The sequence below is a fragment of the Pseudomonas sp. R3.Fl genome (genome assembly GCF_023516765.1).
Classification (GTDB): Bacteria; Pseudomonadota; Gammaproteobacteria; order Pseudomonadales; family Pseudomonadaceae; genus Pseudomonas; species Pseudomonas citronellolis.
In genome coordinates this window covers 4,876,543-4,902,653 of the sequence record NZ_JAMGSO010000001.1, presented here as the reverse complement: position 1 = coordinate 4,902,653, position 26,111 = coordinate 4,876,543, and the positions used below count along the sequence as shown (strand labels likewise).

Sequence of the window (26,111 nt, the reverse complement as noted above, 5' to 3'; positions counted from 1 at the left end):
CCCCGGACCAACCCAATGAAGCATCCAGGCATACCTATGGATATCGCCGAAGCCTGCACCTACCTATGCGCACCTTCGGGCCAATCCATCACGGGCGAAGGGCTCCCCCTCGATGGAAGAGACAACCCACAGGGAGAGCCATGAACCAACCGGGATCCTGACTGCTTCGCCCCCCCCTACGCCAGCAATTCCGCTCTGGAGCGGCGAACCTAGTCGAGCGAAGTTTCGGAACCTATGCTGCTTTCCTGCTTGATCGCCAGAAGATTTCTCTTCACCGCCATCAACAACTCGGCCAGCTTTTGCCGAGACTTGACGCTGAGCCCAACCAGGATGCGCTCGCTCATCTCATGACTGAGCACAGTCATCTTCTTGATCATCTGAGTACCGCTCGGAGACAGATAAATGCGTTTGGCACGGCGATCGACTCCATCGGGCCGACGCTCAATGAACCCTGCCACCTCCAGACGATCGATCAGCCCCCCCAGTGCGGCCTTGCCCAGATCCAGGGCGTTCGCCAGATCGCTCTGAATCATGCCGTCATGACGCGACAGGTAGGCCAGCACCCACCATTGTGAACGGGTGATACCAAGGGGGCGCATGAAGTCATCGAAGACCATTCTCCGCAGACGCGATACATCATGCATCAAGAAGCCGAGCCGGAGATCCCAATTCTCATCCTCGAGAATTCCTGGAACAGTTTGGTTCTTTCTGGAGGAAGCCCCCTGGCTGTCTGCCTTGCCGGCGCTACGGGGCTTGGTCGGTGGACGTTCGCTCTCCATTTGTCATGCCTTATTCGAGTCGTGCTGAAGAATTGGGTCGAGGCAACCGAACTTGCGTATCCGCCTCAAACCTTCATGAATATGTAACTTACGCTAGCATCCGATCAAAAAGCAAAACCTGTGCCAAAGCTATCGTCACATGCTACACAAGCACCTGCTGGGAGGTCAGCTCACGAGCAGATGTGCTTGCCTCACCCTATCGCTGAGATTACCATAAGAAACAAGATATGCTAGCATACCTTATCTTTAGAAATATTAATGCAGATAATCGAATAGCCCGCTGAGCAGCAATAATAACAATGGGCAGGACCGGAACGTTGCCATGATCCTCAATCCCTCCTCTATCCCAGCCCTCGGCATGCTGAAGACGACCTCAATGCTGCTCCTCGGCAAATCAGCGATGACCGAGAGCCTGGTCGCACGCATCTCCTCCCGCCCGCTCCTCTCCCCGACACATCCGCTGCCCCAAGCCAGGGGTCAAGAACTCCCTTACAACAATAAATGACGAGGAATTCCAAGCATGCAATTCACCCAAGGCCTGCACCGCGCGGTGCAACAGACTCCCGAATCCATCGCAACAGTATTCGGCTCCAGAAAACAGAGCTTCAGGCAGCTCCAGGAGCGCATCGCACGCCTAGCCGGAGGCCTGGCCAATCTTGGCTACGGACGTGGCGATCGACTCGCCATCCTGAGCCTCAATTCCGACAGGTATCTGGAGTTCTATTTGGCATCGGCCTGGCTCGGTGCAGAGGTCAATCCGGTCAACTTCCGCTGGAGCATCGGTGAAATCACCTACTCGCTCAATGACTCGAACTCCGAGGCATTGTTCCTCGACAATCACTTCGCTGGCAGCGCGGCCGAGATTCAGGCTAAGGCGCCCACACTGCGCCATCTTCTATTCATCGGCGAGGGTGACTGCCCACCCGGACTGGTGGACGTCAACGAATTGATCGAAGGAGCACAGCCGCTTCCCGACGCGGGTGTGGGCGGCGATGACACCTTCGGCATCTTTTACACAGGCGGAACCACTGGCACGCCAAAAGGCGTCATCCTTTCCCATTTGAACATCGCCAGCTCAGCTCTAGCATTGATGGCCGAAGGGCTTTTCGCCGAGGGCACCATCGCCCTACACGCTGCCCCCATGTTCCACCTTGCCGACATGATGGTCACTGCCAGCGTACTACTGCGCGGCGGTAGGCACATCATGACTCCGGCCTTCCGCCCCGATACGGCACTCGACCTGATCGAGGAGCATCAGATCAGCGACCTTCTGTTGGTACCGACGATGCTCCAGGCCCTGGCCGACTGCCCCGATACGCTGGAGCGCGCCAGCAGTGTCCGTAGCGTGCTCTACGGCGCCTCCCCGGCGACCGAAACCTTGCTCGACAATGCCACCCAGGCTTTGCCTGATGCCACCTTCACCCAAGCCTACGGCATGACTGAAATGTCGGCGGTAATGACTGTGCTACCGCCGTTCATGAACAGTGTAGAAGGTCGCCGGCTCGGCAAGGTTCAGTCAGGGGGACGCGCCGCCTATCACGCCCAGGTACGGATCGTCGACGAACAGGATCGCGAACTCCCCCGAGGCGCGGTTGGCGAGATAGTGGCTCGCGGTCCGAACATGATGAAAGGCTACCTGAACATGCCCGAGGCCACTGCAGAAACCCTGCGCAACGGCTGGATGCATACAGGAGACATGGGCTACATGGATGACGATGGCTACGTATTCATCGTCGACCGCCTCAAGGACATGATCATCTCCGGCGGCGAGAACATCTACTGCGTCGAAGTGGAGAACGCAACAGCATCCCATCCGGCTATCGCTGCCTGTGTGGTGTTCGGTATCCCAAGCGCCGAATGGGGCGAAGCGGTGCATGCGGCCATCGTGCTACGCCCCGGTCACTCGTTGACGCTGGAAGAACTCCAGGCCCACTGCCGAGATCGGATCGCCAGCTACAAGTGTCCACGAAGCCTGCAGATCCTCGACGCCCTGCCATTGTCGAGCATGGGCAAGGTACTCAAGACCGAGTTGCGCAAGGCCCACTGGAATGGGCGCGAACGAGCAGTCAACTGAACGACAGACAATACCAATAACAAGAGGACTCCACCATGTACACGGCTCCGGTCGATCATCCGCTCAACCTCACTACCCAACTGGTACTCACCTCCGCAAGCTATGCACTCTTCGTCATCGCCCTGATAGTAGCCATTGGCATGGGCATAAAGCAGCGCACGCCATTTTACCTGCTCATCATGCTGGCGGTCGCTTTTGGCGCTATTTTCGAACCCCTGTACGACGAAGGTCAGATGCTCTACTTCTACTCCATCGGCCAGTGGACACTCTACAGCGCCTTCGAAACCCCACAACCGATCTGGACCATCAGCGGCTATGCGATCCTCTACGGGGCCAATGCGATCTTCATCTGTGACCGCATGCATAGAGGCACGATGGATAGCATCACTCTATACAAATGGGCGCTCATCACCTTCCTCGGCTCCTGCATCTTCGAGATGTATGGAATCAACGGCGGCGCCTATGAATACTACGGCCCCCATGCCTTCCGCGTGCTCGAATATCCCTTGGTGATTGGCGTGTTGGAAACCGCCCAGGTCATCTGCTTCAGCTTCGTCGCAACTGAGCTACGCCGCCGAACCCGAGGGCACCTTCCGCTGCTGATGCTGTTCGTGCTGTTTCCCTGCATGTTCTACTTCACCAACTTCGGCGCAGGAGCCCCGACGATCATTGCTCTGCACCTGGACATGCCGAATCAGACCACGGTGCAGTTGGCGACGCTCCTCAGTATCGGATTCGCCCTGCTGTTAATCCACAGCGTAGCGTGTGCCCTGCCCAAGATGGTCTCCTCCAGCACCAGAGAGATGGCTATGACTTGACCTCTGCAACGGCTGCTCAGGAACTTCGGGTGACCCAGACCCCAGCCAGGCTGATCGCCTGCGGCCGCCAAATCGGGCAGGAATTGGAGCTGGTCAGCATACGTACACCCGATCACATCGTGGTGGGGGCCGGCCCGCATCGAGGGCGCGCCGGCCGGGGTCAAGGGAATCTCGCTGTTCCTGGTGCCGAAGTTCCTGGTCAACGAGGACGGCGGCCCGGGGACGCGCAACGACGTGGCGCTGGCCGGGCTGCTGCACAAGATGGGCTACCGCAACACCACCTCCACCGTCCTCAGCTTCGGTGAAAAGGATGGCGCGGTCGACTATCTGGTAGGCGAAGCCAACAAGGGCCTCGCCTACATGTTCCAGATTAGGCGCCCACCTGGCGCGCGTCGCCAGCCGTACCGGCGCTCGCGTGGTGCTCGCCGCCCGGCGCGTCGAACGCCTGAACCAATTGGCGTGGCCCTCGGCAGGGACGGCGGCACCGCCCTGACGGTGCCGCTAGACGTCACGTCTCGCGACAGTGTCGAGGCAGCCTTCCAGGCGGCAGAAGACGCCTTTGGCGTGGTCGACGTGGTGCTCAACAATGCGGGTACCGGCAATGGCCAGCGCGCCCTGTAGATCAGCGAGGAAGAATGGCGCCAGATGCTCGCCACCAACCTCGACGGCGTCTGGCGCGTGGCCCAATGCGCCGCGCAACGCATGGCCAAGGCCATCGCGCCAGGCAGCATCGTCAACATCGCCTCGATGCTCGGCCTGTGCGTAGGCGCCGACTACAGCCACTACTCGTGCAGTTGACCAAGTCGCTGGCGCTGAAGCCAGCCCGCAGCCAGATCCGCGCCAACGCCATCGCACCGGGCTACTTCAAGACCGAAATGAACGACGCCTACTTCGACAGCGAGAAGGGCCAGACCTACATCCGCAACGCCGTGCCGATACGCCGCCTCGGCCAGTTGGGCGAACTGGAAGGCCCCTTCTTGCTGCTGGCCAGCATCGCCGGCGCCTACAGACCGGCGAGGTAATTGCGGTTGATGGCAGACAGCTTGTGAGCTCGCTCTAGCCGTGCATAAACCGGGGCCCATTGGGCCCCCGTCTTCTTTTTTGCTAACCACCTCCTCGAACAAGCGGTGTCTAACTGGCAGATAGCAGATGCAAATTACTCCCCTCACTTAGCAGACCGAGGAGCACATCCCATCCGGAGCGCCCTAGCCCCCACAGGCTTCACCCGCAACGATTGCCCATCCTCGATCAGGTAGTGGCAGGCGTGGATGACGTTCTGCCGACCCGCATCGTCATCACGCTTGAACATCCCCACCCCACAGCCATCCTCATACGCGCCTTTCTTGTGGTTGCAGCTGTGGAAGTACCCCCAACCCTCGATGATCTTTCTCCACAGCCCACCGATGGCCTCAGCCTTGGCATAGCCACTGCGCACCTCCCGACCATCGAAGAAGAACGCCGCATGGATGTGATAGCCCATGTCCTCCCCCTGCTCCACTGCGCAGATGTAGCCCGTCTCATGCTGGAAGATCGGATCGTGTTCCCGAACCCGGATAAGCCTGTCCAGGTCCTCGAAGACGTCCTCCACCGTCAGGCGAGCACGTGCTGCCTCCCGGTAGTACAGGTCCACCCTCACCAACACGGTACGAGAGCGGCTATCCATCACCCGCTCCACGTATTCAGTCACCGTCTGCCGATTCCCCTTCTCCCGATAAGCACGGTCATTCCTCCCACGCTTGAACCACTTCGCCTGTACGTGCACCCGGATCCTCTCCACGAGCCAGTTGTAGGTCTGGGCCTCTGATAGGAGCCCTCCCTCGCTCTCGTCCATGCACGTCATCCCGAACATCCCGAACTCGATGCCGATGTCGTAGCAAGCCTCCTTGAATGCGAGCAGGTGTTCGCTCAGGGCGTATTTCTCGTCATGCACCAAGTGATACATCTGCCGAATGTGATCGAAGTACCGAGAGAGCCTGGTTCTCTCGATGACTTCATCCCCCTGTGCGTCGTAGCTGATCCTGAATGCAGGGCAGTCATGACGAATCACTGCGTTCACGAGTCGTTCGATCTGGATAGCGATGTCGGATTGGGAGAGATGTTTGGCTGTTTGCTTGATCATGGTGTGTACCTGGTTGTTGGAAGACATACCAAGTACGGAGTGGGTATTTTTAAACTGGAGAGGTGGGTAGCTAGTCACCTGGCTATAGCTGTCAATCTGCGGCCATAGGTGAGTGGGTGTAATGGGAGAAAGGTAGATGATTAGAGATAGCTAGTAGCTATATCAATAAACCACACTGCCCTGCTCGCCAAACACAAAGCGCCATCGAACATTCAGATGAAGAACACCAAGCGTAGCCGGGAAAAATCACAGAGCAGGCAACTGGGAGTTATCTGAGAAAGAGCACTAACCTAAGCAGACGGCAGAGATACCCGATGACCAGGACTCCCTGGTCATCGGGTATCTCTATCGCCATTAATGCTTACCTACTGCCTGGAGTTTCTCATCACGTTCAGCGATCCGCTCAAGGATCCACTCGTGCACTTCGCTCTCCAACCAACGAACGCAACGCTCCCCCACAGATAAGGGAAGCGGGAACGTGCCGAGAGCGATGTACTTATAGATGGTCGAGCGCGCAAGGCTAGTGAGGTCCATGACCTCTTTCAAACTGATGATCCTCATGGACATGGATGGTGCTCCTGTATTGGTCCAGAGGATGGGCAGACAGAGGAAAAATTAACCAATACTGGCAACTAGAACACCTCATCCGTCCTAGCTATACAGGAAGCCTTGAAGAACTACTGAGCTAGCCCCTCACAGTAAAAGCTACGTATTGGGCTACGATGCTAGGCAGCCGAGCCACGAGCGATCGAAGCCTGCATCAGGCCCTACGACCTCAACACAGGCCATCCATAGGCGGAAAGAATCGAGCTAGGCCAGCAACCATCAGCAATGGCACCTCAAACCCAATAGACTAGACAAAAGTAAAATTCATGTGGTATTGATAAATTTTATCTACTATAGATGACCTATGATGACGATAGAGATTAATTAGAATTAAGCTTCAGAACAACTATAAAAACAACATCAAAAGAATACTTTTTTAATTTTGAGATAGAAGAATGGCAGTAAATACAAACGATAATTTATCTAGAATTCTTAGTGATACAAAAATAGATAACCGCAGAGACATATGGCTCTGGTTCATTTTAATAAGGAACGGAGTAGATCTTGGGCCATATATAAGTTTCGACAGAGGAATGCGAGACAAGATTGCCGACGCCCTTCATCACGACAGGCAACTAAAAATAGCTGTACTCGAAGAAGTACCGAACCAACTTCTTCCCGACGTTGAATTAAAATGGATAACCGAAGAGAAAAGGCAGCTAGAATGGATCAACACCAAAATCTTAGAAAAGACCAATATTAGCCACCTAAAACTTCCAAGAGAACTATCCGGAAGAACACTAACAATAGCCTTAATTGACCTAATGGACATCGGAGTTACTGCAAAGAAAATATTACTAGAAGAAATCAAAGGTAAATGGTCGGAACAGAAAGCAAATGACAAGTTATTTTCATGGTTCAAAGATGATAAAGAAAAATGTGAGCTTGCTTGGGAGTGGATAAGAAGAAACGAACCCAGCAGATATCTGCCGAAAGAAAAATTCGAAGACCTGGAAGACCTTCTTATGTTCTTCGATCGAACAAAATTCAGAAGAGAGCAGTGTCTTTACTATATTGAAAAAATCAAGAAAAGCCACAGCCAAGCAAAATACAAAAGCAGGCTAAAAGATAAAAAGCAGTACAACTTCATCCTCCACAACAAAACAATAGAATCTCTAGATCGAATTGCAAACGCATACGAAATAAGTCGAGCCAGAGCTATAGAGATACTAGTAGAAATGGAAGAATTCAAAAAAGAATACATCCCAGAAAAAATAAAGAACATAAAGCTTCTTAACGGGGACTAACCTAGCAAATGAACATATTAAAACTGCCAAGAGATAAACTTGGCAGTGTCAACAGAAAAAGGAGGGGCATCACGCCTTACATAGACACTGGAGTGCATCCCCCCCTAGCGAACGAGCCCCTACAGGCTCAAAGGCCACTTCCTGATTGATTGCTAACATGTTTCCGTCGCTGCGACTGAAAATGGCAACCTGGGCAGTCACCAAGCAAGCGAGGCCCTAGAAAAGGGCGTCCATCAAACAGGTCGGAAATGCGGGATGCAAAGTGAAGAGGGGCCGAGCAGTTCGGCACATACCGCCGACACGTGCACCAGCACCTTGAGCCATACAAGAAATGTATCAAATTCCAGTGAGCTTCAAAGTATGGGTAAAGGTGTGGGCTAAAGGCATACCTCAGATAGAAATTCCTTAAAAATCAACAAGATGACCAATTAAAATGCCGCCCACAAGCCGGCTTTTTTAATGCCTGCGGGAAACGCCGGCCTTGTGCCAGCTTTGCTCTGGCCGCTCAACTCGGCTCAACCTCAGCATCAGACGGCCAGCGCCAAGCCCAGGTGGAAGATATCCACACGCTGCACGCCGAACCATCCGCCGCATGCCCTCCACCAGCAGTCCCGCCGCAGCGAACAAAGTGGCCCTGGCGATGGCCAGCAGCGCCAGGTTTACCGCCAGCGACGAGCCGTCCGGTACCAGCAGCATCACCACGCCTAGCCCCGAGGAGCGCCGCCCCCATCAGCCCCCCGGCAGCTCCTACCCGCGCCACCTCGGCCAACGCCAGGCCAAGGCTGCCGAATGCGCAGGCGGCGGCGATCACCCGCCCCTGAAGATCGCATCCCATGATTCCCCTCACTGAGCGCCCGTAAAGGCCTTCAGACTAACCAGCAGAAGGGAAGATGCTCGTTTCATTGCGACAATGGCCATGACGAATAGCGCCAAGGAAGCAGAGAGTGAAGTATTCGGGAAAGAAGCTTCAGTAAGTGACGTGCTGCGCTATGAGCAGCGTAATACTGCTTCTGAAACCACAGCGGGTTGTCGATTTCCGCTACTTCCAGGCAAGCTATGCGCGGTAGCGGGCCGACTAGAGGATTTCACCGCCATAGCTGGTCAGTTCCTGCGGGTATCTAAGTGATCTAATTAGTTGAAAGCTCATCATCCGCAGATAAAACTCCAGTCGCCTAGTCACTTAAATTTACATTATGCTCAACCAACATCTCTTCAGAACCATCCCATTTAGATGGAGTAACCCAACCACTTCGCCTCTTCCTCCCCAACACAACACCTAGCAAACTATTATCATCACAAAAATAAGCCTGCCCTCCCCAACTTTCACTCCCCAGCACAATCATATTGACCAACTCACCCCCATCCCTTTCAGATAAGGAATCAATCAAAACATCAAAACCAATAATTTCAACACCAGTGGAAACAGCATTATCCCTCTGAGTGGTAGACTCGATTAGAAAACGACCAACAGTTTTTCTGACAACATATCCATCTCGAAATGAAAAGCCTTCTCGGATTTTAAAATCAATCCCCGAAATAAATTTCATCATTTCCGAAGCCAGCAAGAACCCTCCCAAGAGCAAATCAAGCAAATTCATGGTCTAAACACCTCTATATCCCCCTCTCTAACCCCCTTCAAGAGAACCTCTCTCTCCCCCCATATATCTTCTGACATAGTCAATGACCAACTGTCCCCAGGTCTTGGGGCACCAACTCTAACCCTTAGAACTAGCCCACCCTCCCTAGCCCAACTTCTGGCAACCGAGGGAGAGTGCATCCACGATGTATATGGACTCTCAGCCGAGACTCCACCACGATTATGCGTTTCAGGTGTAACGTCACCATTGACGCGCCCTGGAACAACCTTCCCTTTTTGGGCATCGACTTCGGCAGGATGCCCTTTATAGACGCCTCTATAGAGGTATACACCAGGCTCCGCATCAGGCAATACAGGGATATTTTCGTAAGGTACAACCAGCGCCGCCGGATCGTCCCCCTCCCGAGGCTTACGGCCATCGCTACCCGGACAATTGTTCAACCCCAACGGATCCACCCACCCCGTCGGGTTAGGCACGTACTGGTAGTGGTTCAACCCACCCGCCAGCTTGATCGGGTCCGGGGTCAGGAAACGGCCGGGTTGGGATTGTAGTAACGATGCCGGTTGGAGTGCAGGCTGTACCACCCCAGGAATCGCGGTGTGCTGTCAATTCCCGCCACTTCTAAGCAGGTGACATTACTCTAGGCGTAATATCGAGCGATTTAAATAACTCCGTTCTTGCAGGTCTCGAAAAATTGAAATATTAGAATACCCCCCCGTAAGTGCAGCCACGCTAGTCTTGCGTCGAACGCGAAAGCCTTATATTCAAGGCATATAAAACCACCAAGAAGTCAATCCTTCAATATATCAATGATATATTTACTTCCCCCGCCGCTCTTCCAAAAATCCAGCATTGCAATTAATATACTTTCGTCCTTCCGCAGCGCAATCAACGCATCAGAAAGGAGAGGGTGACTCTCTCCTTTGTCACGATAATACTCATACAAACTAGATATCATAATGCACGCGACTGCTGCTCTCACCCCCCAATCTTCTTCACGCTTCAAAAGAATATTTATTGCAGGTGCAATTAAATCAGCATCGGAGAGCGTAAACTCCCAATCCTGTCCCATTTCAGACAGTTTCAAACCTAGGAGAGAAGAAACAACTTTCCTCTCATCCTCAGACGCTCCATAATACTCCAAATAAATCCCCTATCTGGAAGGCAGTCATTAATCCTCCCACCTATTAAAGAACTATTAAAAAACCACCCCATTACCCTTTATATAATTCCAGCAAAAACTCAACCAAACCAATCAACCACCACAACATCAGACCGTTGAATATTACAGGAATAGTATCAAAATCTTAGCCACCTGAAAAAAGAGAAAAATAGAGAGATGCGATCTACGCAAAACACTATTACAAAGAGAGCTTACAATCACATTCTAAATATTTACAATTGATCTACCCACGCAATCATGATCATCAAAGAATATCAATTCACATCCATTGGAGTTTGCCAGCCAGAATGGGTATCCGGTTGTTTCAGAAAGCAGTAATTCAACTTGCTCGATTGATGAAAATCTCCATCCATGCCAGCTAATATCGAAGACTATCAACACTGCCCCCTCCCAGCCTAAATACTTAATTTTTTTCCAAAAGAACGGATCATGCTCTTTACTAGTTACGCACATTTTAGAAGAATCAAGCCCCTCACCTTCTTCAAAAAACCTTGTATTCAAAAAGGAAATCAAGGACCGAAGCTCCTCCTCTCTTAATTTACTTACCAAGAAACCATGCTTCTCAATTTCTTCGTCTATTTCAATCTCGAGATAATTCACTGTTGCACTCCTATCCTTGCACGTGAAACTGGAACACGAGATACCAGTACATGACCTCTTACGGCCCCTCCCTCACCTCTTTTCCCTGGGGTTTGATAACCTATATGTGGGTCTCGTGGCCCATCAGAGCTCACCACTAGAGATGGATCATCGATATTAACCTCTGCCCCTCTATTTTTTCCTTTTAAAACGCGCCATTCGGTGGGGAATGACTTACCATATTGATCCTTCCCCCATTTAGTAACCTCAAATTCACTTTTAGGAATTTTGGTTCGTTCAAATGCCTCATCTAAGCCAGCAGTCATCTGCTGATAGGAGGTCCCAGGAGCAGTTCTTAAGTCAACATCTACTTCGGGATTAAATTTCCATGTACCACCGTTCACTGGTTGTGGACATACATCAGACAACCCCAACGGATCCACCCACCCCGTTGGGTTAGGCACATACTGGTAGTGGTTCAACCCACCCGCCAGCTTGATCGGGTCCGGGGTCAGGAAACGGCCGGTGTTGGGATTGTAGTAACGATGCCGGTTGTAGTGCAGGCCGGTTTCCGCGTCGTAGTACTGCCCCTGGAAGCGCAGCGGGTTGTCGATTTCCGCCACTTCCAGGCGGGCGACGTTGCCGTAGGCGCGGTAGCGGGCCGACCAGAGGATTTCGCCGCCGTAGCTGGTCAGTTTTCTGCAGACACTAGACAGTCGAGTTGGAAAGCGGCTTTCAGTGGAACTTCGCTATCTACTATTGCCAACGAACGGGAACTGTCGGATTTACAGATATAACTAAGACAGGGCAGCCATCGCTTCTGGCGAAGAAATCGCTCTATTTCTGTACCTTTTACTTTAAAGTCCTTCCAAATCATATATACAGCCATCACTTTTTATTTTTTCAAGCCAACCATTCAATGACCTGACCTTTCTGTGTTTATTCTTCTCAGCATACTCCCGCCTTAGAAGCCTAAATAATTCACCAACCTTTTCTCGACCAAGCACTCCTATTTCGCTTAGTATGTCTCCTCGCTGAAGAACTTTTTTATCACGACGAAGTCCGTAGTAGGCGCTCAGATTCATTAGTAGACTGTCGGCTGCCTCATATGAAGTAGAAATCCCTTCCAAGTATCTAAGGAAGAAGTCATTCAATATAGATATTTCAATATTCGACTCAGCTAGATGCGCACAAATACCTTGCCAGTTATTTATATATAAATGCTCCCCCCAGTCAGGATCAGGTGAAAAATAAGGCCCTTTTCCACAAAAAAACTCTACCGGTTCTTTATTCTCTAACGCCATTTGAATTTTTTTCTTCACCGCGGCCCCTATTGTCGATAGTCGCACGACTCAGTAGTGGCTGATCTCTTTCCTACTACAGCATAAACAGCACGTATTTAAATTTGAAAACAAATTAATCAACGCCCCAAGAGCAATGCTCATAGGCACAACTGATACAGTCTTTCTCGCAGATCATCCAAGTTATCATTCTCTTTCTTTAAAATCTTTCCATCCTTAGACAAAACAACATCGTTAAGGGAGCCCATCCCTGAATACATAGAAAAAATGTTACTCGCAACCGACTCTGGGTCAGAGTCAAGATTACGAACCTGAACCTCTAAGGCTCTCCCCCATTCACCCGCCCCTCCGTCAATCAAAAGTATAATCATCTGAGACGCTACATCTCTGATTGCCCGGGAATTTTCACATCAAACGTCATTGTTTAATTATCTCTACGCCTATAGCCACGGCCTTAAATTAATTACCTGTGGAGTGCCGCCTACGTAGAGTCCACCTTGTCACCCAACCTGACCGACATATACCTCACTTCCTGCTGGGCTTGTGCCTCTTCACTCTGAGCGACAGACTTACCCGAAGCTCTGGTGTAATGCTCTCGGGCTTGTATGTTACGGTGCCTACACAGTGCTTTCTATATTAAAGCCTAGGTTGCAACTCCACGATCTCTCCCAGGTTGAATAATTAATAAATTATCTACCTCTCTATTTCTGCAGCGCATGACAAATGGTAAAGCTAAACCGGGGTTCTTCATATAACTTTCAAAAGTATTCTTGTCAATCTCAAAATACTCCTCATAATCAACCATTCCATTGCTTACTGGTATTGAGATATAAAATTTTCCTGAGCTTTCTTCTATCCCTATAGAAAATCGCTCATCCTTGTTGAAATAAGAATCATTAAATCTCATGCGTGTCTAACCTATAAGTCGACTGGAGAAATTTTTAACTTCGGCATGTGGGTTCCCCCAACATCAATTATTGCCTCGCTATTCCCAGTTGGCAGTTTTCCACCCGGAATCCAGAATTCATTAGTCCCTGCCTCATTCCCTGATGGAATTCTAAGATTAAGTTCTTGAGGGTTAGAAATATCAACACGGACCATCTTGTTACTTTCTAGGAAACCTGATGGCAGCCCAAGAGCAGTTTCTAATGCGGGCGCATTTCCTTGGGTAGACTCCAGTAGTTTATCGGCCTCTGTCTTAGGCATGACGAAAGATGTTCCATCACGCTGACCAATGCCATATTTATCCAGATTTTTCTGGGTCATAAATCTAGATGCACCGTTATCAAACTGACTCAGATGATTTTTTATGTATTCTGATGAAAGATACTCACTTGGATCTGGTCGAGCTCCTTTAGGAATTGTCGTAATTTCTTCAATTTTCGCCGTTGTCAACGGAGGAGAGGCGTTAAGACAGTCTCCATGTGTACTAGCCAACCCCAACGGATCCACCCACCCCGTCGGGTTAGGCACGTACTGGTAGTGGTTCAACCCACCCGCCAGCTTGATCGGGTCCGGGGTCAGGAAACGGCCGGTGTTGGGATTGTAGTAACGATGCCGGTTGTAGTGCAGGCCGGTTTCCGCGTCGTAGTACTGCCCCTGGAAGCGCAGCGGGTTGTCGATTTCCGCTACTTCCAGGCGGGCGACGTTGCCGTAGGCGCGGTAGCGGGCCGACCAGAGGATTTCGCCGCCGTAGCTGGTCAGCTCCTGCGGAGTGCCCAGGTGGTCGAGCTGGTAGTAGAAGGGTTCGGCCTTCAGCGGGCCTTCGCCGTCCAGCATGGCCAGCGGGCGGAAGCTGCCGGGTTCGTAGACGTAGCTGCGGTAGCGGCCTTCACCGCTTTCGGCGACCAGGCGGTCGCCCTGCCAGATGAATTCGGTGGTCTTGCCGTCCACTTCCTTGGCGATGCGGCGGCCGAAGGCGTCGTATCGGTAGCTGACCTGGCGGCCATCGGGCAGTTGCACGCCCACCAGGCGGTGCTGGCTGTCGTAGCGGTACTGGGTAACCAGCTTCTGCCCGGCGCCGCGGCGTTCGCGGAGCAGGTTGCCGTAGGCGTCGTAATCGTAGTGGCAGTCCCCCTGCATCAGCAGGCGGTTGCCCTGTACGTTGACCTGCCGTGGGTCGCCCTGCTGGGCATTCTGGGTCAGCAGGTTGCCCGCCGGGTCGTGGGCGAAGCTTTCCGGCAGGTCGCCGCGCACGGCGACCAGGCGGTCCAGCGGGTCGTAGTGGTAACTGCGCACGCCCTTGCGGCTGTCTTCGACGCTGGCGAGGTTGCCGCCGGCGCCGTAGCTGTAGCGCCGCTGGTACAGCGCGCGCTCGCGCTGGCTGACCTGGTGGGCGAGAAGCCGGCCCTGTTCGTCGTACTGGTACTGGCTGAGCAGTTGGCCTTGCTGGCGCTGGCGTTCCCGGCCGAAGCTGAACTGGTGGCTGGTCAGGCGCTGGCCGTTCAGGTCGATGGCGCTGAGTTCGCCGCCCGCCCGGTGGCGGTAGTCGAGGGTGCTGCCATCCGGGAGCCGGCAATGGCTCAGCCGCCCCAGGGCGTCATAGCCGTATTGCAGGGTCGCCCAGCCCTGGTGTTCGCGGGTCAGGCGGTTCTGCAGGTCGTACTCGTAGGCCAGCGGCCATTCGCCGTCGTCCACGCCCACCAGGCGGCCCAGGGCATCGTAGCGGTAGTGGACCTCGCTGCCGTCGGGCTGCGTTCTGACCAGCAGGCGGCCCGAGGCGTCGCGCTGGTAGCGGGTGACGAGTTCGCTGCCGTCCTCGCCATACTCGGTCTTCTCCAGCAGGTGCCCGTTGAGGTCGTAGGCATAGGCGCAAGTGCGCCCGTCGAAACCGGTTTCCCGGCTGATAAGGCCGCTGGGGTGGTAGTCGAGGCGGTACAGCTCGCCACGCTCGTTCTCGATCTCGCTGAGCAGCAGCCGGGCGTTGTCATAGCGGTAGCGCAGCTGGCTGCCGTCGGGGTTGATGCGCCGGGTGACGAGGTGCAGGCCACCGTCGTATTCGTAACGGGCCACCCGGCCGAGCTCATCGCGCTCCGCCGTCACCTTGCCGTAGGCGTTGTATTCGTAGTCGCGGCTGGCGCCCCCCGGCAGGGTGACCTGGCGCAGGCGGCCCAGGGCATCCCACTCGAACTGGGTGACGGCGCCCTGCTCGTCCTGGCGGGTGATCTGGCGGCCGAATACGTCATAGCGATAGCGGCGCACGCCGCCATCCGGCAGGCGTTCCTCGATCAGTTGGCCCAGGCCGTTCCATAGCAGTTGGTGGCTGCTGCCGTCGGGATGCTGGATTTGCAGCAGGCGGCCGCGTTCGTCATAGCGGAAGAAGGTGGAATGGCCGTCCGGATCGGTTTGCTGGATGACGTCGCCCTGGGCATTGCGGCGGTAGCGCCAGTTCGCCTTGCCGCGCTCCACGGCGCTGACGAAGCCGTCGCGGTACTCGAAGCTGGTGGGCTCTTCCTCCGGCGGCACCAGGGCCACCAGGTGGCCGGCCTCGTCGTAGTGGTACTCGGTCACGGCCCCAAGGGGATCGCGCTCGGCCACCAGTTGCCCCTGCGGGTTGTAGGCCTTCTCGTGTACCGCGCCGTCGGGATCGACCTGGCGTACCAGGCGTGCGTTGCCGTCGTGGACGAAGACCTGGCGGCCGCCATCGCTCTGGAGCAGGGTCGCGGTACCCGCTTCGTCGTCCCACTCGAACTGGAAGTCCAGGGGCTCGATGCTCGACCACTGGCGCACGCAGCGAGCCTGCTTGCCGGCGCCCTCCCAGGCCCAGTAGAAGCTGGCGCCGCCGGCCAGGTGGCGTTCGAGGATCACATGCTGTTCGTCGTAGCGGTAGCGCTCGACTTCGCCAAGCGCATTGTGCGCCTCCAGCAGTTGGCCAGCGGTGTTGTAGACGTAGCTGGCCAGTGTCTGCACGCTGCGCCAGGAGGCCTCCTCGGTGTCCGCCGGGACCTGTTGCTGGTATTCCACGGCCTGGATGCGGCTCTGCTCATAGCGGAACGCCAGGGCCCGACCGGCGCCGTTGCTCAGGCGGCTGATGCGGCCGGCGAGGTCGCGGCCGACGTGAAGGCGGTTGCCGTAGGCATCGCTGATGGCGACCAGGTCGCCGCCCTTGCCGTCGTGGCGGAAGTGGTAGAAGCGCGGCTTGTCGCCCGCCTGGGCCAGGACGAGTTCGGCCGGGTCGGCGCCGATGAAGATGGCGGCCTTCGACAGCCGGTTGTTGATGGCGGGCCGCTGCCGGTCCGGCAGCGGGAAGCGGGTGCGGCGGTTTTCATGATCGATCCAGGTCACCTGCCCGTCTTCGATCAGCAGGCGATGGGCCAGTCCGTGGCTCCAGCCGTACCCCAGGCCGTGGTCGAACTCCACCGCGCTGGTGCGGTACAGGCGACTCCAGACGAAGGGCAGCAGGCCATCGAGGCTCGCATCGTCGAGCGTCAGCAGTTCCTCGCCGGTGACCATGGAGACCGGTTCGCCACCGGTGCAGGTTTCCTTGCACGCCTGGGCCGGCCGCTCGTTGGGCGTCGTGGCCTGGCGGTCGACGTTGGGCCGGGCATCGACTTCGCGCAGCGTGCTGTTCTTGCGCGCATCCCAGATCAGTTCCGCCTTGCCACGCTGGACGCCGCTGGCGATGCCGCGGGCGGCCACCACACGGTATTTCTCGATGTAGTCGAGCACGCCTTCGAGGATGCCGAACACCGATTTGACGAAACCGATGACGGCATCGACCAGACGCTTGCCGTACTTGGCCAGGCGCACCGCCAGGTAGGCAATGCCCGTTCCCTCGACCGCGACGGTCAGGACGATGGCGATGAGGATGTCGATCAGCACGGAGACCAGGATCCGCGAGATCTCCTTGGCAGCCGTACCGGCTATCTGGCTCGGCGGCAATGCGGAAAGCCAGAGGGTCGCGCTGCGCAGCAGCAGGTAGAGCACCGCCTCGTCGCTGGCCAGGAGCATCACCCGGGCCATCTTCTGCGGCGCGCTCTTGGCCAGGGCGGCCAGTTCGCTGGCCTTGTCGCCCAGCATGTGGGCGTACTTCATAGGGTCCTGGAGGATCTCGAAGATCAGCTTGATGCCTTCCCAGACATCCTTCACCGCCTGCCAGCTGCCTTCAAGGATGCCGGTTCCGGCGGCCGACAGCACCGACGATACGCCATGGGCCTGCCATTGCGGCCTGAAACCGGCCCACTGCCCACGCAGCCAGGTCTCCAGCTGGTTCGTCAGGCCGTCGTAGCGGCTGAACAGTTCGTCGACCTGTTGGGCACTGACCGCGGAGTTCACCTGGATGGAGTACCACTTGCCGGGCTGCCCCTTGAAGTTGGCCTTGCCGTCGTCGCCCAGGGTCAGGGTCTGCTGCAGGCTATTGTCGTCCCGGGAGCGGACATCTACCTGAATGCGCCCCAGCGGCACCTCGTAGGCCGACTCGAACTTGCTCTCGATTTCCAGGATGCCGCTGAGCGGACACTGCGCGACCAGACCGAAGTCGCTATCGCCCAGGCTCACCGACTTGCTGCTGGAACCGGCCCGGATGCTGCGCTCCATACCCAGCAGGGATGGCAAGTCCGTCGCGCGGCTACCGGCATCGGCCGCCCGGGCGTACCAGCTCTCGGTCATTTCGCGGTATCGGGTCAGGCTGTTCCTGAAGTCATTCAACTCCTGTTCGATTACGGCAATCTGGTCCATCAGTTGAGCTCCAGCGCCAGCTGCTCCAGCAGGGCGTTCTTGAGAGTGGCGACGTCACTGCCGCGACGGGCGAGATGGGCGATCTTCAGCCGCAGGTTCACCTCGGGCAGGCAGTCACAGAGGTCGGGATGTTCTTCCTGCAGCCATTGCAGGAGGTTGGCGGACAAGGTGCTGCTGTCCTCGCGCGCCAGGCTGTCCAGCAGTGCCTGTGGCGGCGTCCACCAGGGGAAGGGCCGCTCGGGCGGCAGTACCGCCTCGGCGGCCTGAAGGGCGCGGCCGTTTATCAGGTAGCGATCGAACATCGGCAGCAGGGTCGTGGCATCCGCACCGAGGAAAGTCAGGATCGGCAGGAGGTGCCGGCCATCCCAGAAGCGGAAGAACACTTCGTTGCCTTCCGGCATCCTTACCTGGGTCAGGCTGCGCAGGTGTCCGAAGATGCGCTCGGGGTCGCCGCTGGAAACGGCCAGCCACCCCCAATCCTCGGCGTCGGTCTCGCCGACCCAATCGAGGAAACTGCCGTCGGTCTCTGGTTCGACGAGATAGGGCATCACCTCTTGCCAATCGGCGTAGGGTGTTCCCTGCCAGAGCGGTCGCAGCGCCCGATGCATGCCCTGGCGGTTCCAGGCGCTCAGCGGGGCGGCCGCGCTGACGCTGCTGAACACGCCGTACAGCCGCTCGCCTTCGGCCAGCGGCTTCGCGGCCAGCCATTCACGTGGGGTGAGGCGTTCAGAAGACACAATGGCCCTCCTTGCACTTCTCGCATTCCTCGCAGAAGGGCGCGCTGCGCTTGAAGGTATTGATCTGCGCCGGGGTCAGGAGGAACCCGGGCCGGTCGGCATCAGCCTGTTGGAGCAGGCCCGGCAGCAAAGGAGCCGCCGCCGTGCCCGTGCCGGGGCTGCCTCCACTGTTGACCCGTACCGTGGCGCCGCTGAGGGTGACGCCAGCGCCGTCCAGCTTGACGAAACTGCCGCCAGCCTTGATGGTCAGTTCGCTACCGGCTTCCAGCACCACCTTGAGTCCGGCGGAGAGGTGGATTTCCTGACCGGCCTCAATGAACTGGCCATTACCGAGCTTCAGGTGCTGGTCGTTGCCCACCGTCAGGTGGTCGTCGGCGCGCACCTCGACCTTGCGGTCGCCATGGGTGGTGCGGTGTTCCTCGGCCTTGAACTCGCTGTAGGCGTTGGCCTCCACCGTGTCGTGGCGTTCATGGCCGACGCGGATCTTCTGGTCGTGCTCGATGTTCTCGTCCCAGTCGCGCTGGGCATGGATGAAGATCTGTTCCTGGCCCTTGCGGTCCTCGATGCGCAGTTCGTTGTAGCCACCGCCGCCGGGGCTGGAGAGCGTCTTGAACAGGCTGCGGGTCTTGTTCGCCGGCAGCTCGTAGGCCGGCAGGTGCTCGGCGTGGTACAGGCAGCCGCTGATCAGCGGCTGGTCCGGGTCGCCTTCGAGGAAGGTCACCAGCACTTCCATGCCGATGCGCGGAATGGCGATGGCGCCGTACTGCTTGCCGGCCCAGTTGGAGGCCACGCGCAGCCAGCAACTGGTCTTGTCGTCGGCCTGGCCTTCTCGGTCCCAGTGGAACTGCACCTTGACCCTGCCGTAGCGGTCACAATGGATCTCCTCGCCCTTCGGCCCTGTCACCACGGCGGTCTGGCTGCCCAGCACGCGCGGCTTGGGATGCGCCAGCGGCGGGCGGTAGGGCACGTCCCAGGGCGTGGCGAGGAAACGGTTGCGGTAGCCCTGGTGGAAGTCGTCCTTGCCGTCGCGGGCGTCGCTGGTGACCGACTCTTCCAGCACCTGCGGCTGCTTGCCTTCGTGCAACACTTCGGTGAGCAACCAGAGGTCGTTCCACTCATCGCGCGGGTGCTCGCGCAGGGGCAGGAAATGGCCGCTGCGCAGGCTCGGCTGGTCGCTGCGGCCCTCGGCCTGGCGGTAGTCGGCGCGGTGCCTTTCCAGGCTGCGTTGGCTCAGCAACTTGCCGCGTTCGCGGTCGGTGAAGCGGCCAGGGTAATCGTAGTCCTCGAGGTCCGGGCGACTGTCGCTGCGCGCCGTGCTTTCCAGTTGCAGCCTGGGCTTCTCGAAGTCGTAGTCGCGGCGGCTGACGCGGGCGGTACGGGTTTCCAGGCGCTGGCCGAAGCGCTTGATCACCGGCTGGTCGGCAACCAGGCCGGAGTCCTGCTGGTAGGCCACCGGGGCCAGCTTGGGGAAGGCCGTCTGGTCGTCGCCGAACACCAGCAGGTGCCCGTCGGGGCTGTGCTCGAAGTGGTAGTGGAGACCTTCCTCTTCGCACAGGCGCTGGACGAAGTGCAGGTCGCTCTCGTCGTACTGGGTGCAGTAGTCGCGCGGCGGGTAGACGGTGGGGCCGAGCTGGAAGCGCTGGGCATCGGCGAGGATGCCGTGTTCCTCCAGCACCTGGGTGATGATCTGCGGCACCGTCAGCTGCTGGAAAATGCGCTGGTTATGCCGATGCGCGAGGTAGGCCAAACGTGGCACCAGGCTCACTTGGTAGCGGGTCAGGCGCTGGCCGGATTCGCCCTGGGCCACCCGGTGCAACTGGCCATGGATGCCGTGGCCCTGCCCCAGGTCCAGGTAGGCGCCCTTGTGCAGCAGGCTTTCCAGGTCCAGGTCGGGACGTTCGCTGACCAGCTCGATGTCGAAGCGGTAGGGCTGGTTCAGGGCTTCGCGGCCATGGAATTCGAGCACCTGCAGGTCGCCGTCGAGGCCGTCGATATTCAGGCTGAAATGGGGCTGGTTGGCCGGGGCGAACATCCTATGTTCCTCTGCGCGGAGGGCCTGCCCGGCAGTTGCCGCAGCGCCGGCTCAGGCCTGGAAAAGACACATCGGCCGGAAACCCGGCCGATGTGAACAGCACGTGTCGCGACCGATCAGGAGGCGATCGGGGTGCGCCAGTCGTCGGAACCGGAGGTACCGGAAACCTCATGGGTCCAGACGATCTTGCGGTAGGTGAAGTAGACGTCTTCCAGGTGGGTGAAATGCGCCATGTTCGGGTCCTGGCAGTTCGGCATGCGCGACTGCACGTCGACGATCACCGCGTCTTCCAGTTCGATGGTGAAGTAGTGCTCCTGGGTGCCGGTGGAGGAGGTGCGGTACCACTCCAGGCGGCACTTGTTCAGGCGCTCGCCGGAGGTCAGAGCGTTGAAGATCAGCGGCGAGGACTTGTCGAAGACCTTGGTGATCATCAGCGGCTTGTGCACGCGCTGGCCGGTCGGCTGGCCGGACTGCGGGTCGCGCGGGATGATGACCTGGTGGTTGAACGCCTGGACCAGGACTTGGTCTTCGTGGCCTTCCTGGAAGATGTTGCCGACCGAGTCCTCGGTGAAGGTGCCGGCGGTGATCAGGCCCTGTTTGGTGCCTTCGAGGGACAGATACGCGGGTGTTGGCATGAAAGCTCTCCTTGCCGTGTGAGTTGATGGCCCCGGGGTTCACGACCCAGTGGGTGGCCGGGCTATAACAATTTGCGTGCCAAACACTTCTCAGCGCCCGGAATACAAGGCTTGCGATAAAGCAGCCATTGTTTTTGAACAACTCACGCCACGGTTAGTGCGCAACTTCTTGCACACCACTGCGCAACTTATTTCACACCAGGCATCCACCCTTACTCCCATCTATTCGGAAGCGATACAACCCGCACTTTTCCCGTGAAAACCTCGGCAAGAATTTGCACACCGTGGAATATCACAGCTCTTCTTCAACATACCAAGGGTTGGAAAAAGTTCCCGGGCAAACTGATATCAAATCGATATCAAACAGCATTAATCGGAGATTAAGAAATTTCTTAGCAATGCTGAAAAGCGCGAAAAAGCACCTGTAAAACCGCTGAAAACCATCATTCTAGAGCCACTCACAAGGAATGAGGGTTGTGTGCGCCAACTCACACGACCTCATTCGGACTTGAAAATCCTACAAATAAAATAGCCAATGTCCTACAAGACATCCTTGATCAATACATGCACTATTGCCCGCCACTTGGCCGGCAGTTTCTTGCCACCCAGGAATGCCGATCGCCCGTCCGGGAACCTCACACGGGAACTTTTAGTACGGCGTCATATAGATAGTTCAGCCTAATCACGGAACGATTGCAGGGATGAGCCACACCAGAAAACTTGCATCGCATTATCTCGAACTGGCCGATACGCCTGCCTCGCAGGTGAATTACGCCGGCGAGGACGTCCGTTATTCGGTGGAATTCGAAGCGCTGGAAACCGAGCTGGGCAAGGCCACCTCCCTGCATGGCGGCGGCCTGATCGACTGGCAGAAGATCCTGGAGGGCAGCGAGCGCCTGCTGCGAGAGCAATCCAAGGATCTACGCGTCGCTGCCTGGCTGACCTGGGCCCTGCAGCAACGCGAATCCTTTTCCGGCCTGCTGGCCGGCCTGGGGATGCTCCTGCGGCTCTGCGAGCAGCACTGGGATGATGTCCACCCGCGCAAGCCTCGGACCCGAGCGGCAGCCCTGGAATGGCTGGCGACACGTCTGGAGCCCCTGTTCGCCGACGACGTTGCGGTAAAGGAGCAACTGCCGCTGTTCCGCCAGTTGGCCGACACCCTCAAGAAGCTGGAGGAGCTCCTCCACGAAAAGCTGGGCGATGACGTCCCCAGGCTGCTTCCACCGCAGAGGGCCCTGGAGGCGATGGTCCACCGGGCCTCCCAGGCACAGCCCGAGCAGGGGCCGGTCGGCGCGGTCATGGCCCAGGTGAAGCAGGCCGCCACTCAATTGCTGGCGCCTGTCAGCAGCATCGAGAACGAGAAGGATGCCCACAAGGCCCTGCGCGCCCAGCAGGACGGGGCCCGCCCGCTCTGCGCCTGGTGGCTGAAGCAGAAGGCCACCGACCTGCGCGCACTGCGCCTGAACCGCACCCTGCTGTGGCTGCCGATCGACAACCTGCCAGAACGCAATGCCGAACAACTCACGGCGCTGCGCGGTCTGCCCCAGGACAAGCTGAACAACTACCGCGAGCGTTTCGAGAAAGGCCACTACGCCGACCTGCTGGTCGACCTGGAAGGCAGTCTCGCGCGTTCGCCCTTCTGGTTCGACGGCCAGCGCCTGGCCTGGGAGTGCCTGCAGGCGCTGGACGCCGAACACGCCATGCGTGAAGTGGAAATCCAGTTGGCGCTGTTCCTGCAGCGACTGCCCGGGATGGTCGAGTTGCGCTTCCACGATGGCAGCCCTTTCGCCGACCCGGCCACTCGCGCCTGGATCAGCGCCTATGTCCTTCCCCATCTGCAGGCGCCGGCCAGCATCCGCGAAGTGCCGGTGAGCCAGGAACTCCCAGCCTGGGAACTGGCCCTGCAGGAAGCCTTGCCGGTGTTGCGCAAGGACGGCCTGAAACCCGCGGTACAGCAGCTCAAGCAGGGGCTGCAGAGCGCCTATGGCGGCCGCCAGCGCTTCTTCTGGCAACTGAGCATGGCGCGCCTGTGCTACCAGGCCAAGAAATACGAACTGGCCCGCACCCAACTGGAATCCCTCGACCAGGAACTGCAGGACACCGGCCTGCACGACTGGGAACCCGACCTCGCCCTGGAGGTGCTGCACCTGTTGCACAGCTGCTGCGAACTGCTACCGCAGAACCATGCCGTGCGCGAGCGCAAGGACGAGGTCTATCGCAGGCTGTGCCATCTCGACCTCGAGATGGTGCTCGACTAGGCCTTCGGGCCCTAACGCAAAGGAGACATGCCATGGCCAAAGAAGGCTCGGTAGCCCCCAAGGAACGCATCAACATCACTTTCAAGCCGGCTACCGGCGGTGCTCAGGAAGAAATCGAGCTGCCGCTGAAGGTACTGGTGCTCGGTGACTTCACCCAGCGCGCAGACGAACGCAAGGTCGAGGATCGCAAGCCGATCGGCATCGACAAGAACAACTTCGACGAAGTGCTGGCCAAGCAGGAACTGGGCCTCACCCTGAGCGTGCCGAACCGACTGCAGGACGAAGGTGGCAGCGACGAACTGGCCATCGCCCTGAAGATCAACTCGATGAAGGACTTCAACCCCGCCAACCTGGTCGACCAGGTGCCGGAGCTGAAGAAGCTGATGGAGCTGCGCGAAGCCCTGGTCGCCCTGAAGGGCCCGCTGGGCAATGCCCCGGCCTTCCGCAAGGCCATCGAGGGCGTGCTCGCCGACGAGGAATCGCGTGGCCGCGTACTCAACGAGCTCGGCCTCGACGGCAACGAGCAGGACGCCTGAGCCAAGGACTGAAAAGGAAGCCAACACATGAGCACCAGCGCAGTACAGCAAAACGGCGGCGCCAGCGCCGAATACGGCATTCTCGACCGCATCATCGCCGAAACCCGCCTGAGCCCGGACGACGACGCCTACGGCATCGCCAAACGCGGCGTGTCGGCCTTCATCGAGGAGCTGCTGAAGCCGCAGAACCAGGGCGAACCGGTGAAGAAGGCCCTGGTCGACCGGATGATCGCCGAGATCGACGCCAAGCTCAGCCAGCAGATGGACGAAATCCTCCACCACGCCGAGTTCCAGGCACTGGAGTCGTCCTGGCGCGGCCTGAAGCTGCTGATCGACCGCACCAACTTCCGCGAGAACATCAAGGTCGAACTGCTCAACGTCTCCAAGCAGGACCTGCTGGATGATTTCGAGGACTCCCCGGAAGTGGTCCAGTCCGGCCTCTACAAGCACATCTACACCGCCGAGTACGGCCAGTTCGGCGGCCAGCCGGTGGGCGCCATCGTCGCCAACTACTACTTCGACCCGAGCGCGCCCGACGTCAAGACCATGCAGTACGTGGCCAGCGTCGCCAGCATGTCCCACGCGCCCTTCATCGCCGCTGCCGGCCCGAAGTTCTTCGGCCTGGAAAGCTTCACCGGGCTACCGGACCTGAAGGACCTGCGCGATCACTTCGAAGGCCCGCAGTTCGCCAAGTGGCAGAGTTTCCGTGAGCAGGAGGACGCGCGCTACGTCGGCCTGACCGTCCCGCGCTTCCTGCTGCGCAACCCGTACGACCCGGAAGACAACCCGGTGAAGACCTTCGTCTACAAGGAAAACGTCGCCAACAACCACGAGCACTACCTGTGGGGCAACACGGCCTATACCTTCGCCAGCAGGCTGACCGACAGCTTCGCCAAGTTCCGCTGGTGCCCGAACATCATCGGCCCGCAGAGCGGCGGCGCGGTGGAGGACCTGCCGCTTCACCACTTCGAGAGCATGGGTGAGATCGAGACCAAGATCCCCACCGAGGTGCTGGTATCCGACCGCCGCGAGTACGAGCTGGCCGAGGAAGGCTTCATCGCCCTGACCATGCGCAAGGGCAGCGACAACGCGGCGTTCTTCTCCGCCAACTCGGTGCAGAAGGCCAAGAACTTCGGCATCAGCGAGGAAGGCAAGATCGCCGAGCTCAACTACAAGCTCGGCACCCAGTTGCCCTACCTGTTCATCGTCAACCGCCTGGCGCATTACCTGAAGGTGCTGCAACGCGAGCAGATCGGTGCCTGGAAGGAGCGCACCGACTTGGAGCTGGAACTCAACAAGTGGATTCGCCAGTACGTCGCCGACCAGGAGAACCCCAGCGCCGAAGTCCGTAGCCGCCGTCCGCTGCGCGCCGCGCAGGTGGTGGTCAGCGATGTCGACGGCGAGCCGGGCTGGTACCGCGTCAGCCTGAGCGTGCGTCCGCACTTCAAGTACATGGGGGCGGACTTCACCCTGTCGCTGGTCGGCAAGCTCGACAAGGAATGAGCAGGAGCTGAGCGATGAGCGGATACGGCAGCCTTTTCGAACGTCTCGGCGGCGAAGCCGGCCAACGTGCCGGCTGGAGCCGGGAGGTCGCCGCCATGGCGTCGGTGGCTGCCCATCTGGCCAAGATGCTCAGCACCCGTGCGGGCAGCGTGCAAACGCTGCCCGACTACGGGCTGCCCGACCTCAACGACATGCGCCTGAGCCTGCACGACGCCCTGAACCAGGCCCGCAATGCCATCGAGCGCTTCATCGAAGCCTATGAGCCACGCCTGTCGAATGTCCGTGTGAGCCCCCTGCCCCGCGAGCGCGACCCGCTGCACCTCGCCTTCTCCATCGAAGGCGTGCTCGAGGTCGACGGCCTCAAGCGTCCGGTCAGCTTCGCCGCGAGCCTGAATGGCAGCGGCCAGGTCCGGGTCAGCTAAGGAGAACC

At 57.8% G+C, this 26,111-nt stretch carries 22 protein-coding genes and 4 pseudogenes; 11 read left to right on the top strand and 15 right to left on the bottom strand.

Annotated elements, in window-relative coordinates:
- Positions 1 to 209: 209 nt before the first annotated feature.
- The gene (locus tag M8R19_RS21660; protein ID WP_249918858.1) at positions 210 to 779 is read right to left on the bottom strand and encodes a MarR family winged helix-turn-helix transcriptional regulator; all 570 of its coding nucleotides are present in this window, start codon (positions 777 to 779) and stop codon (positions 210 to 212) included.
- 322 nt (positions 780 to 1,101) lie between these two features.
- On the opposite strand from M8R19_RS21660, the gene M8R19_RS21655 reads away from it, so the two are divergent.
- From M8R19_RS21655 to M8R19_RS21635, 5 genes and pseudogenes are all read left to right on the top strand, one after another.
- Positions 1,102 to 1,284: a hypothetical protein gene (locus M8R19_RS21655; RefSeq protein WP_249918857.1), complete on the top strand. Its 183-nt coding sequence runs from the start codon at positions 1,102 to 1,104 to the stop codon at positions 1,282 to 1,284.
- Positions 1,285 to 1,299: 15 nt separating this feature from the next.
- A complete protein-coding gene (locus M8R19_RS21650; RefSeq protein ID WP_249918856.1) occupies positions 1,300 to 2,853 on the top strand; it encodes a long-chain-fatty-acid--CoA ligase in 1,554 nt (517 codons plus the stop codon).
- Between the two features lie 35 nt (positions 2,854 to 2,888).
- A complete protein-coding gene (locus M8R19_RS21645; RefSeq protein WP_249918855.1) occupies positions 2,889 to 3,671 on the top strand; it encodes a hypothetical protein in 783 nt (260 codons plus the stop codon).
- Positions 3,672 to 3,803: 132 nt separating this feature from the next.
- Positions 3,804 to 4,043 (top strand): annotated as a pseudogene (locus M8R19_RS21640) (acyl-CoA dehydrogenase); the annotation flags it as partial.
- Positions 4,036 to 4,731: pseudogene (locus tag M8R19_RS21635) on the top strand (SDR family NAD(P)-dependent oxidoreductase); the annotation flags it as partial. The pseudogenes M8R19_RS21640 and M8R19_RS21635, both read left to right, overlap by 8 nt.
- Before the next feature lie 105 nt (positions 4,732 to 4,836).
- Here the strand turns inward: M8R19_RS21635 and M8R19_RS21630 are convergent.
- A complete protein-coding gene (locus M8R19_RS21630) occupies positions 4,837 to 5,790 on the bottom strand; it encodes a YagK/YfjJ domain-containing protein (protein ID WP_249918854.1) in 954 nt (317 codons plus the stop codon).
- A 354-nt stretch (positions 5,791 to 6,144) separates the two neighbouring features.
- Positions 6,145 to 6,351: a helix-turn-helix transcriptional regulator gene (locus M8R19_RS21625; RefSeq protein WP_024128445.1), complete on the bottom strand. Its 207-nt coding sequence runs from the start codon at positions 6,349 to 6,351 to the stop codon at positions 6,145 to 6,147.
- 440 nt (positions 6,352 to 6,791) lie between these two features.
- On the opposite strand from M8R19_RS21625, the gene M8R19_RS21620 reads away from it, so the two are divergent.
- Positions 6,792 to 7,643 carry a hypothetical protein gene (locus M8R19_RS21620; RefSeq protein ID WP_249918853.1) on the top strand — a complete coding sequence of 284 codons (852 nt, stop codon included), beginning with the start codon at positions 6,792 to 6,794 and terminating at the stop codon, positions 7,641 to 7,643.
- A gap of 592 nt (positions 7,644 to 8,235) precedes the next feature.
- Positions 8,236 to 8,493: a hypothetical protein gene (locus tag M8R19_RS21615; RefSeq protein ID WP_249918852.1), complete on the top strand. Its 258-nt coding sequence runs from the start codon at positions 8,236 to 8,238 to the stop codon at positions 8,491 to 8,493.
- 322 nt (positions 8,494 to 8,815) lie between these two features.
- Here M8R19_RS21615 and M8R19_RS21610 read toward each other — a convergent pair whose 3' ends face one another.
- The 12 genes and pseudogenes from M8R19_RS21610 to M8R19_RS21560 form a co-directional block, all read right to left on the bottom strand.
- Positions 8,816 to 9,241 carry a hypothetical protein gene (locus M8R19_RS21610; protein ID WP_249918851.1) on the bottom strand — a complete coding sequence of 142 codons (426 nt, stop codon included), beginning with the start codon at positions 9,239 to 9,241 and terminating at the stop codon, positions 8,816 to 8,818.
- A gap of 422 nt (positions 9,242 to 9,663) precedes the next feature.
- Positions 9,664 to 9,878: pseudogene (locus M8R19_RS21605) on the bottom strand (RHS repeat-associated core domain-containing protein); the annotation flags it as partial.
- 153 nt (positions 9,879 to 10,031) lie between these two features.
- Positions 10,032 to 10,385, bottom strand: coding sequence for a hypothetical protein (locus M8R19_RS21600; protein WP_141679849.1), 354 nt, complete (start codon positions 10,383 to 10,385; stop codon positions 10,032 to 10,034).
- A gap of 243 nt (positions 10,386 to 10,628) precedes the next feature.
- Positions 10,629 to 11,024: a hypothetical protein gene (locus M8R19_RS21595; protein ID WP_249918850.1), complete on the bottom strand. Its 396-nt coding sequence runs from the start codon at positions 11,022 to 11,024 to the stop codon at positions 10,629 to 10,631.
- Positions 11,021 to 11,802: pseudogene (locus M8R19_RS21590) on the bottom strand (RHS repeat-associated core domain-containing protein); the annotation flags it as partial. The gene M8R19_RS21595 and the pseudogene M8R19_RS21590, both read right to left, overlap by 4 nt.
- A gap of 58 nt (positions 11,803 to 11,860) precedes the next feature.
- Positions 11,861 to 12,325, bottom strand: a complete 465-nt coding sequence (locus M8R19_RS21585; protein WP_249918849.1) for a hypothetical protein — start codon at positions 12,323 to 12,325, stop codon at positions 11,861 to 11,863.
- Between the two features lie 119 nt (positions 12,326 to 12,444).
- Positions 12,445 to 12,675 (bottom strand): DUF6966 domain-containing protein, encoded by a 231-nt coding sequence (locus M8R19_RS33490; protein ID WP_371857843.1) that lies wholly within the window; start codon positions 12,673 to 12,675, stop codon positions 12,445 to 12,447.
- A gap of 272 nt (positions 12,676 to 12,947) precedes the next feature.
- Positions 12,948 to 13,211, bottom strand: coding sequence for a hypothetical protein (locus M8R19_RS21580; RefSeq protein WP_074986584.1), 264 nt, complete (start codon positions 13,209 to 13,211; stop codon positions 12,948 to 12,950).
- A gap of 11 nt (positions 13,212 to 13,222) precedes the next feature.
- Complete coding sequence (locus M8R19_RS21575; RefSeq protein ID WP_249918848.1) at positions 13,223 to 17,980, bottom strand: RHS repeat-associated core domain-containing protein; 4,758 nt, start codon at positions 17,978 to 17,980, stop codon at positions 13,223 to 13,225.
- The gene (locus M8R19_RS21570; protein ID WP_249918847.1) at positions 17,980 to 18,717 is read right to left on the bottom strand and encodes a DUF4123 domain-containing protein; all 738 of its coding nucleotides are present in this window, start codon (positions 18,715 to 18,717) and stop codon (positions 17,980 to 17,982) included. Before M8R19_RS21570 ends, M8R19_RS21575 begins: the two co-directional genes overlap by 1 nt.
- Complete coding sequence (locus M8R19_RS21565; protein ID WP_249918846.1) at positions 18,707 to 20,749, bottom strand: type VI secretion system Vgr family protein; 2,043 nt, start codon at positions 20,747 to 20,749, stop codon at positions 18,707 to 18,709. Before M8R19_RS21565 ends, M8R19_RS21570 begins: the two co-directional genes overlap by 11 nt.
- Before the next feature lie 116 nt (positions 20,750 to 20,865).
- On the bottom strand, positions 20,866 to 21,384 hold the full coding sequence (locus M8R19_RS21560) for an Hcp family type VI secretion system effector (protein WP_043269424.1): 519 nt from the start codon (positions 21,382 to 21,384) through the stop codon (positions 20,866 to 20,868).
- Positions 21,385 to 22,085: 701 nt separating this feature from the next.
- Here M8R19_RS21560 and tssA point away from each other — a divergent pair.
- The 4 genes from tssA to tssE are packed head-to-tail and all read left to right on the top strand — an operon-like array spanning position 22,086 to position 26,103.
- Positions 22,086 to 23,642 (top strand): type VI secretion system protein TssA, encoded by a 1,557-nt coding sequence (tssA, locus tag M8R19_RS21555; RefSeq protein ID WP_249918845.1) that lies wholly within the window; start codon positions 22,086 to 22,088, stop codon positions 23,640 to 23,642.
- Between the two features lie 32 nt (positions 23,643 to 23,674).
- On the top strand, positions 23,675 to 24,178 hold the full coding sequence (tssB, locus tag M8R19_RS21550) for a type VI secretion system contractile sheath small subunit (RefSeq protein ID WP_043273230.1): 504 nt from the start codon (positions 23,675 to 23,677) through the stop codon (positions 24,176 to 24,178).
- Positions 24,179 to 24,205: 27 nt separating this feature from the next.
- Complete coding sequence (gene tssC / locus M8R19_RS21545; RefSeq protein ID WP_249918844.1) at positions 24,206 to 25,681, top strand: type VI secretion system contractile sheath large subunit; 1,476 nt, start codon at positions 24,206 to 24,208, stop codon at positions 25,679 to 25,681.
- 14 nt (positions 25,682 to 25,695) lie between these two features.
- A complete protein-coding gene (tssE, locus tag M8R19_RS21540; RefSeq protein WP_074986235.1) occupies positions 25,696 to 26,103 on the top strand; it encodes a type VI secretion system baseplate subunit TssE in 408 nt (135 codons plus the stop codon).
- The last annotated feature ends 8 nt before the right edge of the window (positions 26,104 to 26,111 follow it).

Bases quoted from the DNA above. Each gene is read 5' to 3' on its own strand.
- M8R19_RS21660 (WP_249918858.1), bottom strand. From the start codon at position 779: ATGGAGAGCGAACGTCCACCGACCAAGCCCCGTAGCGCCGGCAAGGCA.
- M8R19_RS21655 (WP_249918857.1), top strand. From the start codon at position 1,102: ATGATCCTCAATCCCTCCTCTATCCCAGCCCTCGGCATGCTGAAGACG.
- M8R19_RS21650 (WP_249918856.1), top strand. From the start codon at position 1,300: ATGCAATTCACCCAAGGCCTGCACCGCGCGGTGCAACAGACTCCCGAA.
- M8R19_RS21645 (WP_249918855.1), top strand. From the start codon at position 2,889: ATGTACACGGCTCCGGTCGATCATCCGCTCAACCTCACTACCCAACTG.
- M8R19_RS21630 (WP_249918854.1), bottom strand. From the start codon at position 5,790: ATGATCAAGCAAACAGCCAAACATCTCTCCCAATCCGACATCGCTATC.
- M8R19_RS21625 (WP_024128445.1), bottom strand. From the start codon at position 6,351: ATGAGGATCATCAGTTTGAAAGAGGTCATGGACCTCACTAGCCTTGCG.
- M8R19_RS21620 (WP_249918853.1), top strand. From the start codon at position 6,792: ATGGCAGTAAATACAAACGATAATTTATCTAGAATTCTTAGTGATACA.
- M8R19_RS21615 (WP_249918852.1), top strand. From the start codon at position 8,236: ATGCCCTCCACCAGCAGTCCCGCCGCAGCGAACAAAGTGGCCCTGGCG.
- M8R19_RS21610 (WP_249918851.1), bottom strand. From the start codon at position 9,241: ATGAATTTGCTTGATTTGCTCTTGGGAGGGTTCTTGCTGGCTTCGGAA.
- M8R19_RS33490 (WP_371857843.1), bottom strand. From the start codon at position 12,675: ATGATTATACTTTTGATTGACGGAGGGGCGGGTGAATGGGGGAGAGCC.
- M8R19_RS21580 (WP_074986584.1), bottom strand. From the start codon at position 13,211: ATGAGATTTAATGATTCTTATTTCAACAAGGATGAGCGATTTTCTATA.
- M8R19_RS21575 (WP_249918848.1), bottom strand. From the start codon at position 17,980: ATGGACCAGATTGCCGTAATCGAACAGGAGTTGAATGACTTCAGGAAC.
- M8R19_RS21565 (WP_249918846.1), bottom strand. From the start codon at position 20,749: ATGTTCGCCCCGGCCAACCAGCCCCATTTCAGCCTGAATATCGACGGC.
- M8R19_RS21560 (WP_043269424.1), bottom strand. From the start codon at position 21,384: ATGCCAACACCCGCGTATCTGTCCCTCGAAGGCACCAAACAGGGCCTG.
- tssA (WP_249918845.1), top strand. From the start codon at position 22,086: ATGAGCCACACCAGAAAACTTGCATCGCATTATCTCGAACTGGCCGAT.
- tssB (WP_043273230.1), top strand. From the start codon at position 23,675: ATGGCCAAAGAAGGCTCGGTAGCCCCCAAGGAACGCATCAACATCACT.
- tssC (WP_249918844.1), top strand. From the start codon at position 24,206: ATGAGCACCAGCGCAGTACAGCAAAACGGCGGCGCCAGCGCCGAATAC.
- tssE (WP_074986235.1), top strand. From the start codon at position 25,696: ATGAGCGGATACGGCAGCCTTTTCGAACGTCTCGGCGGCGAAGCCGGC.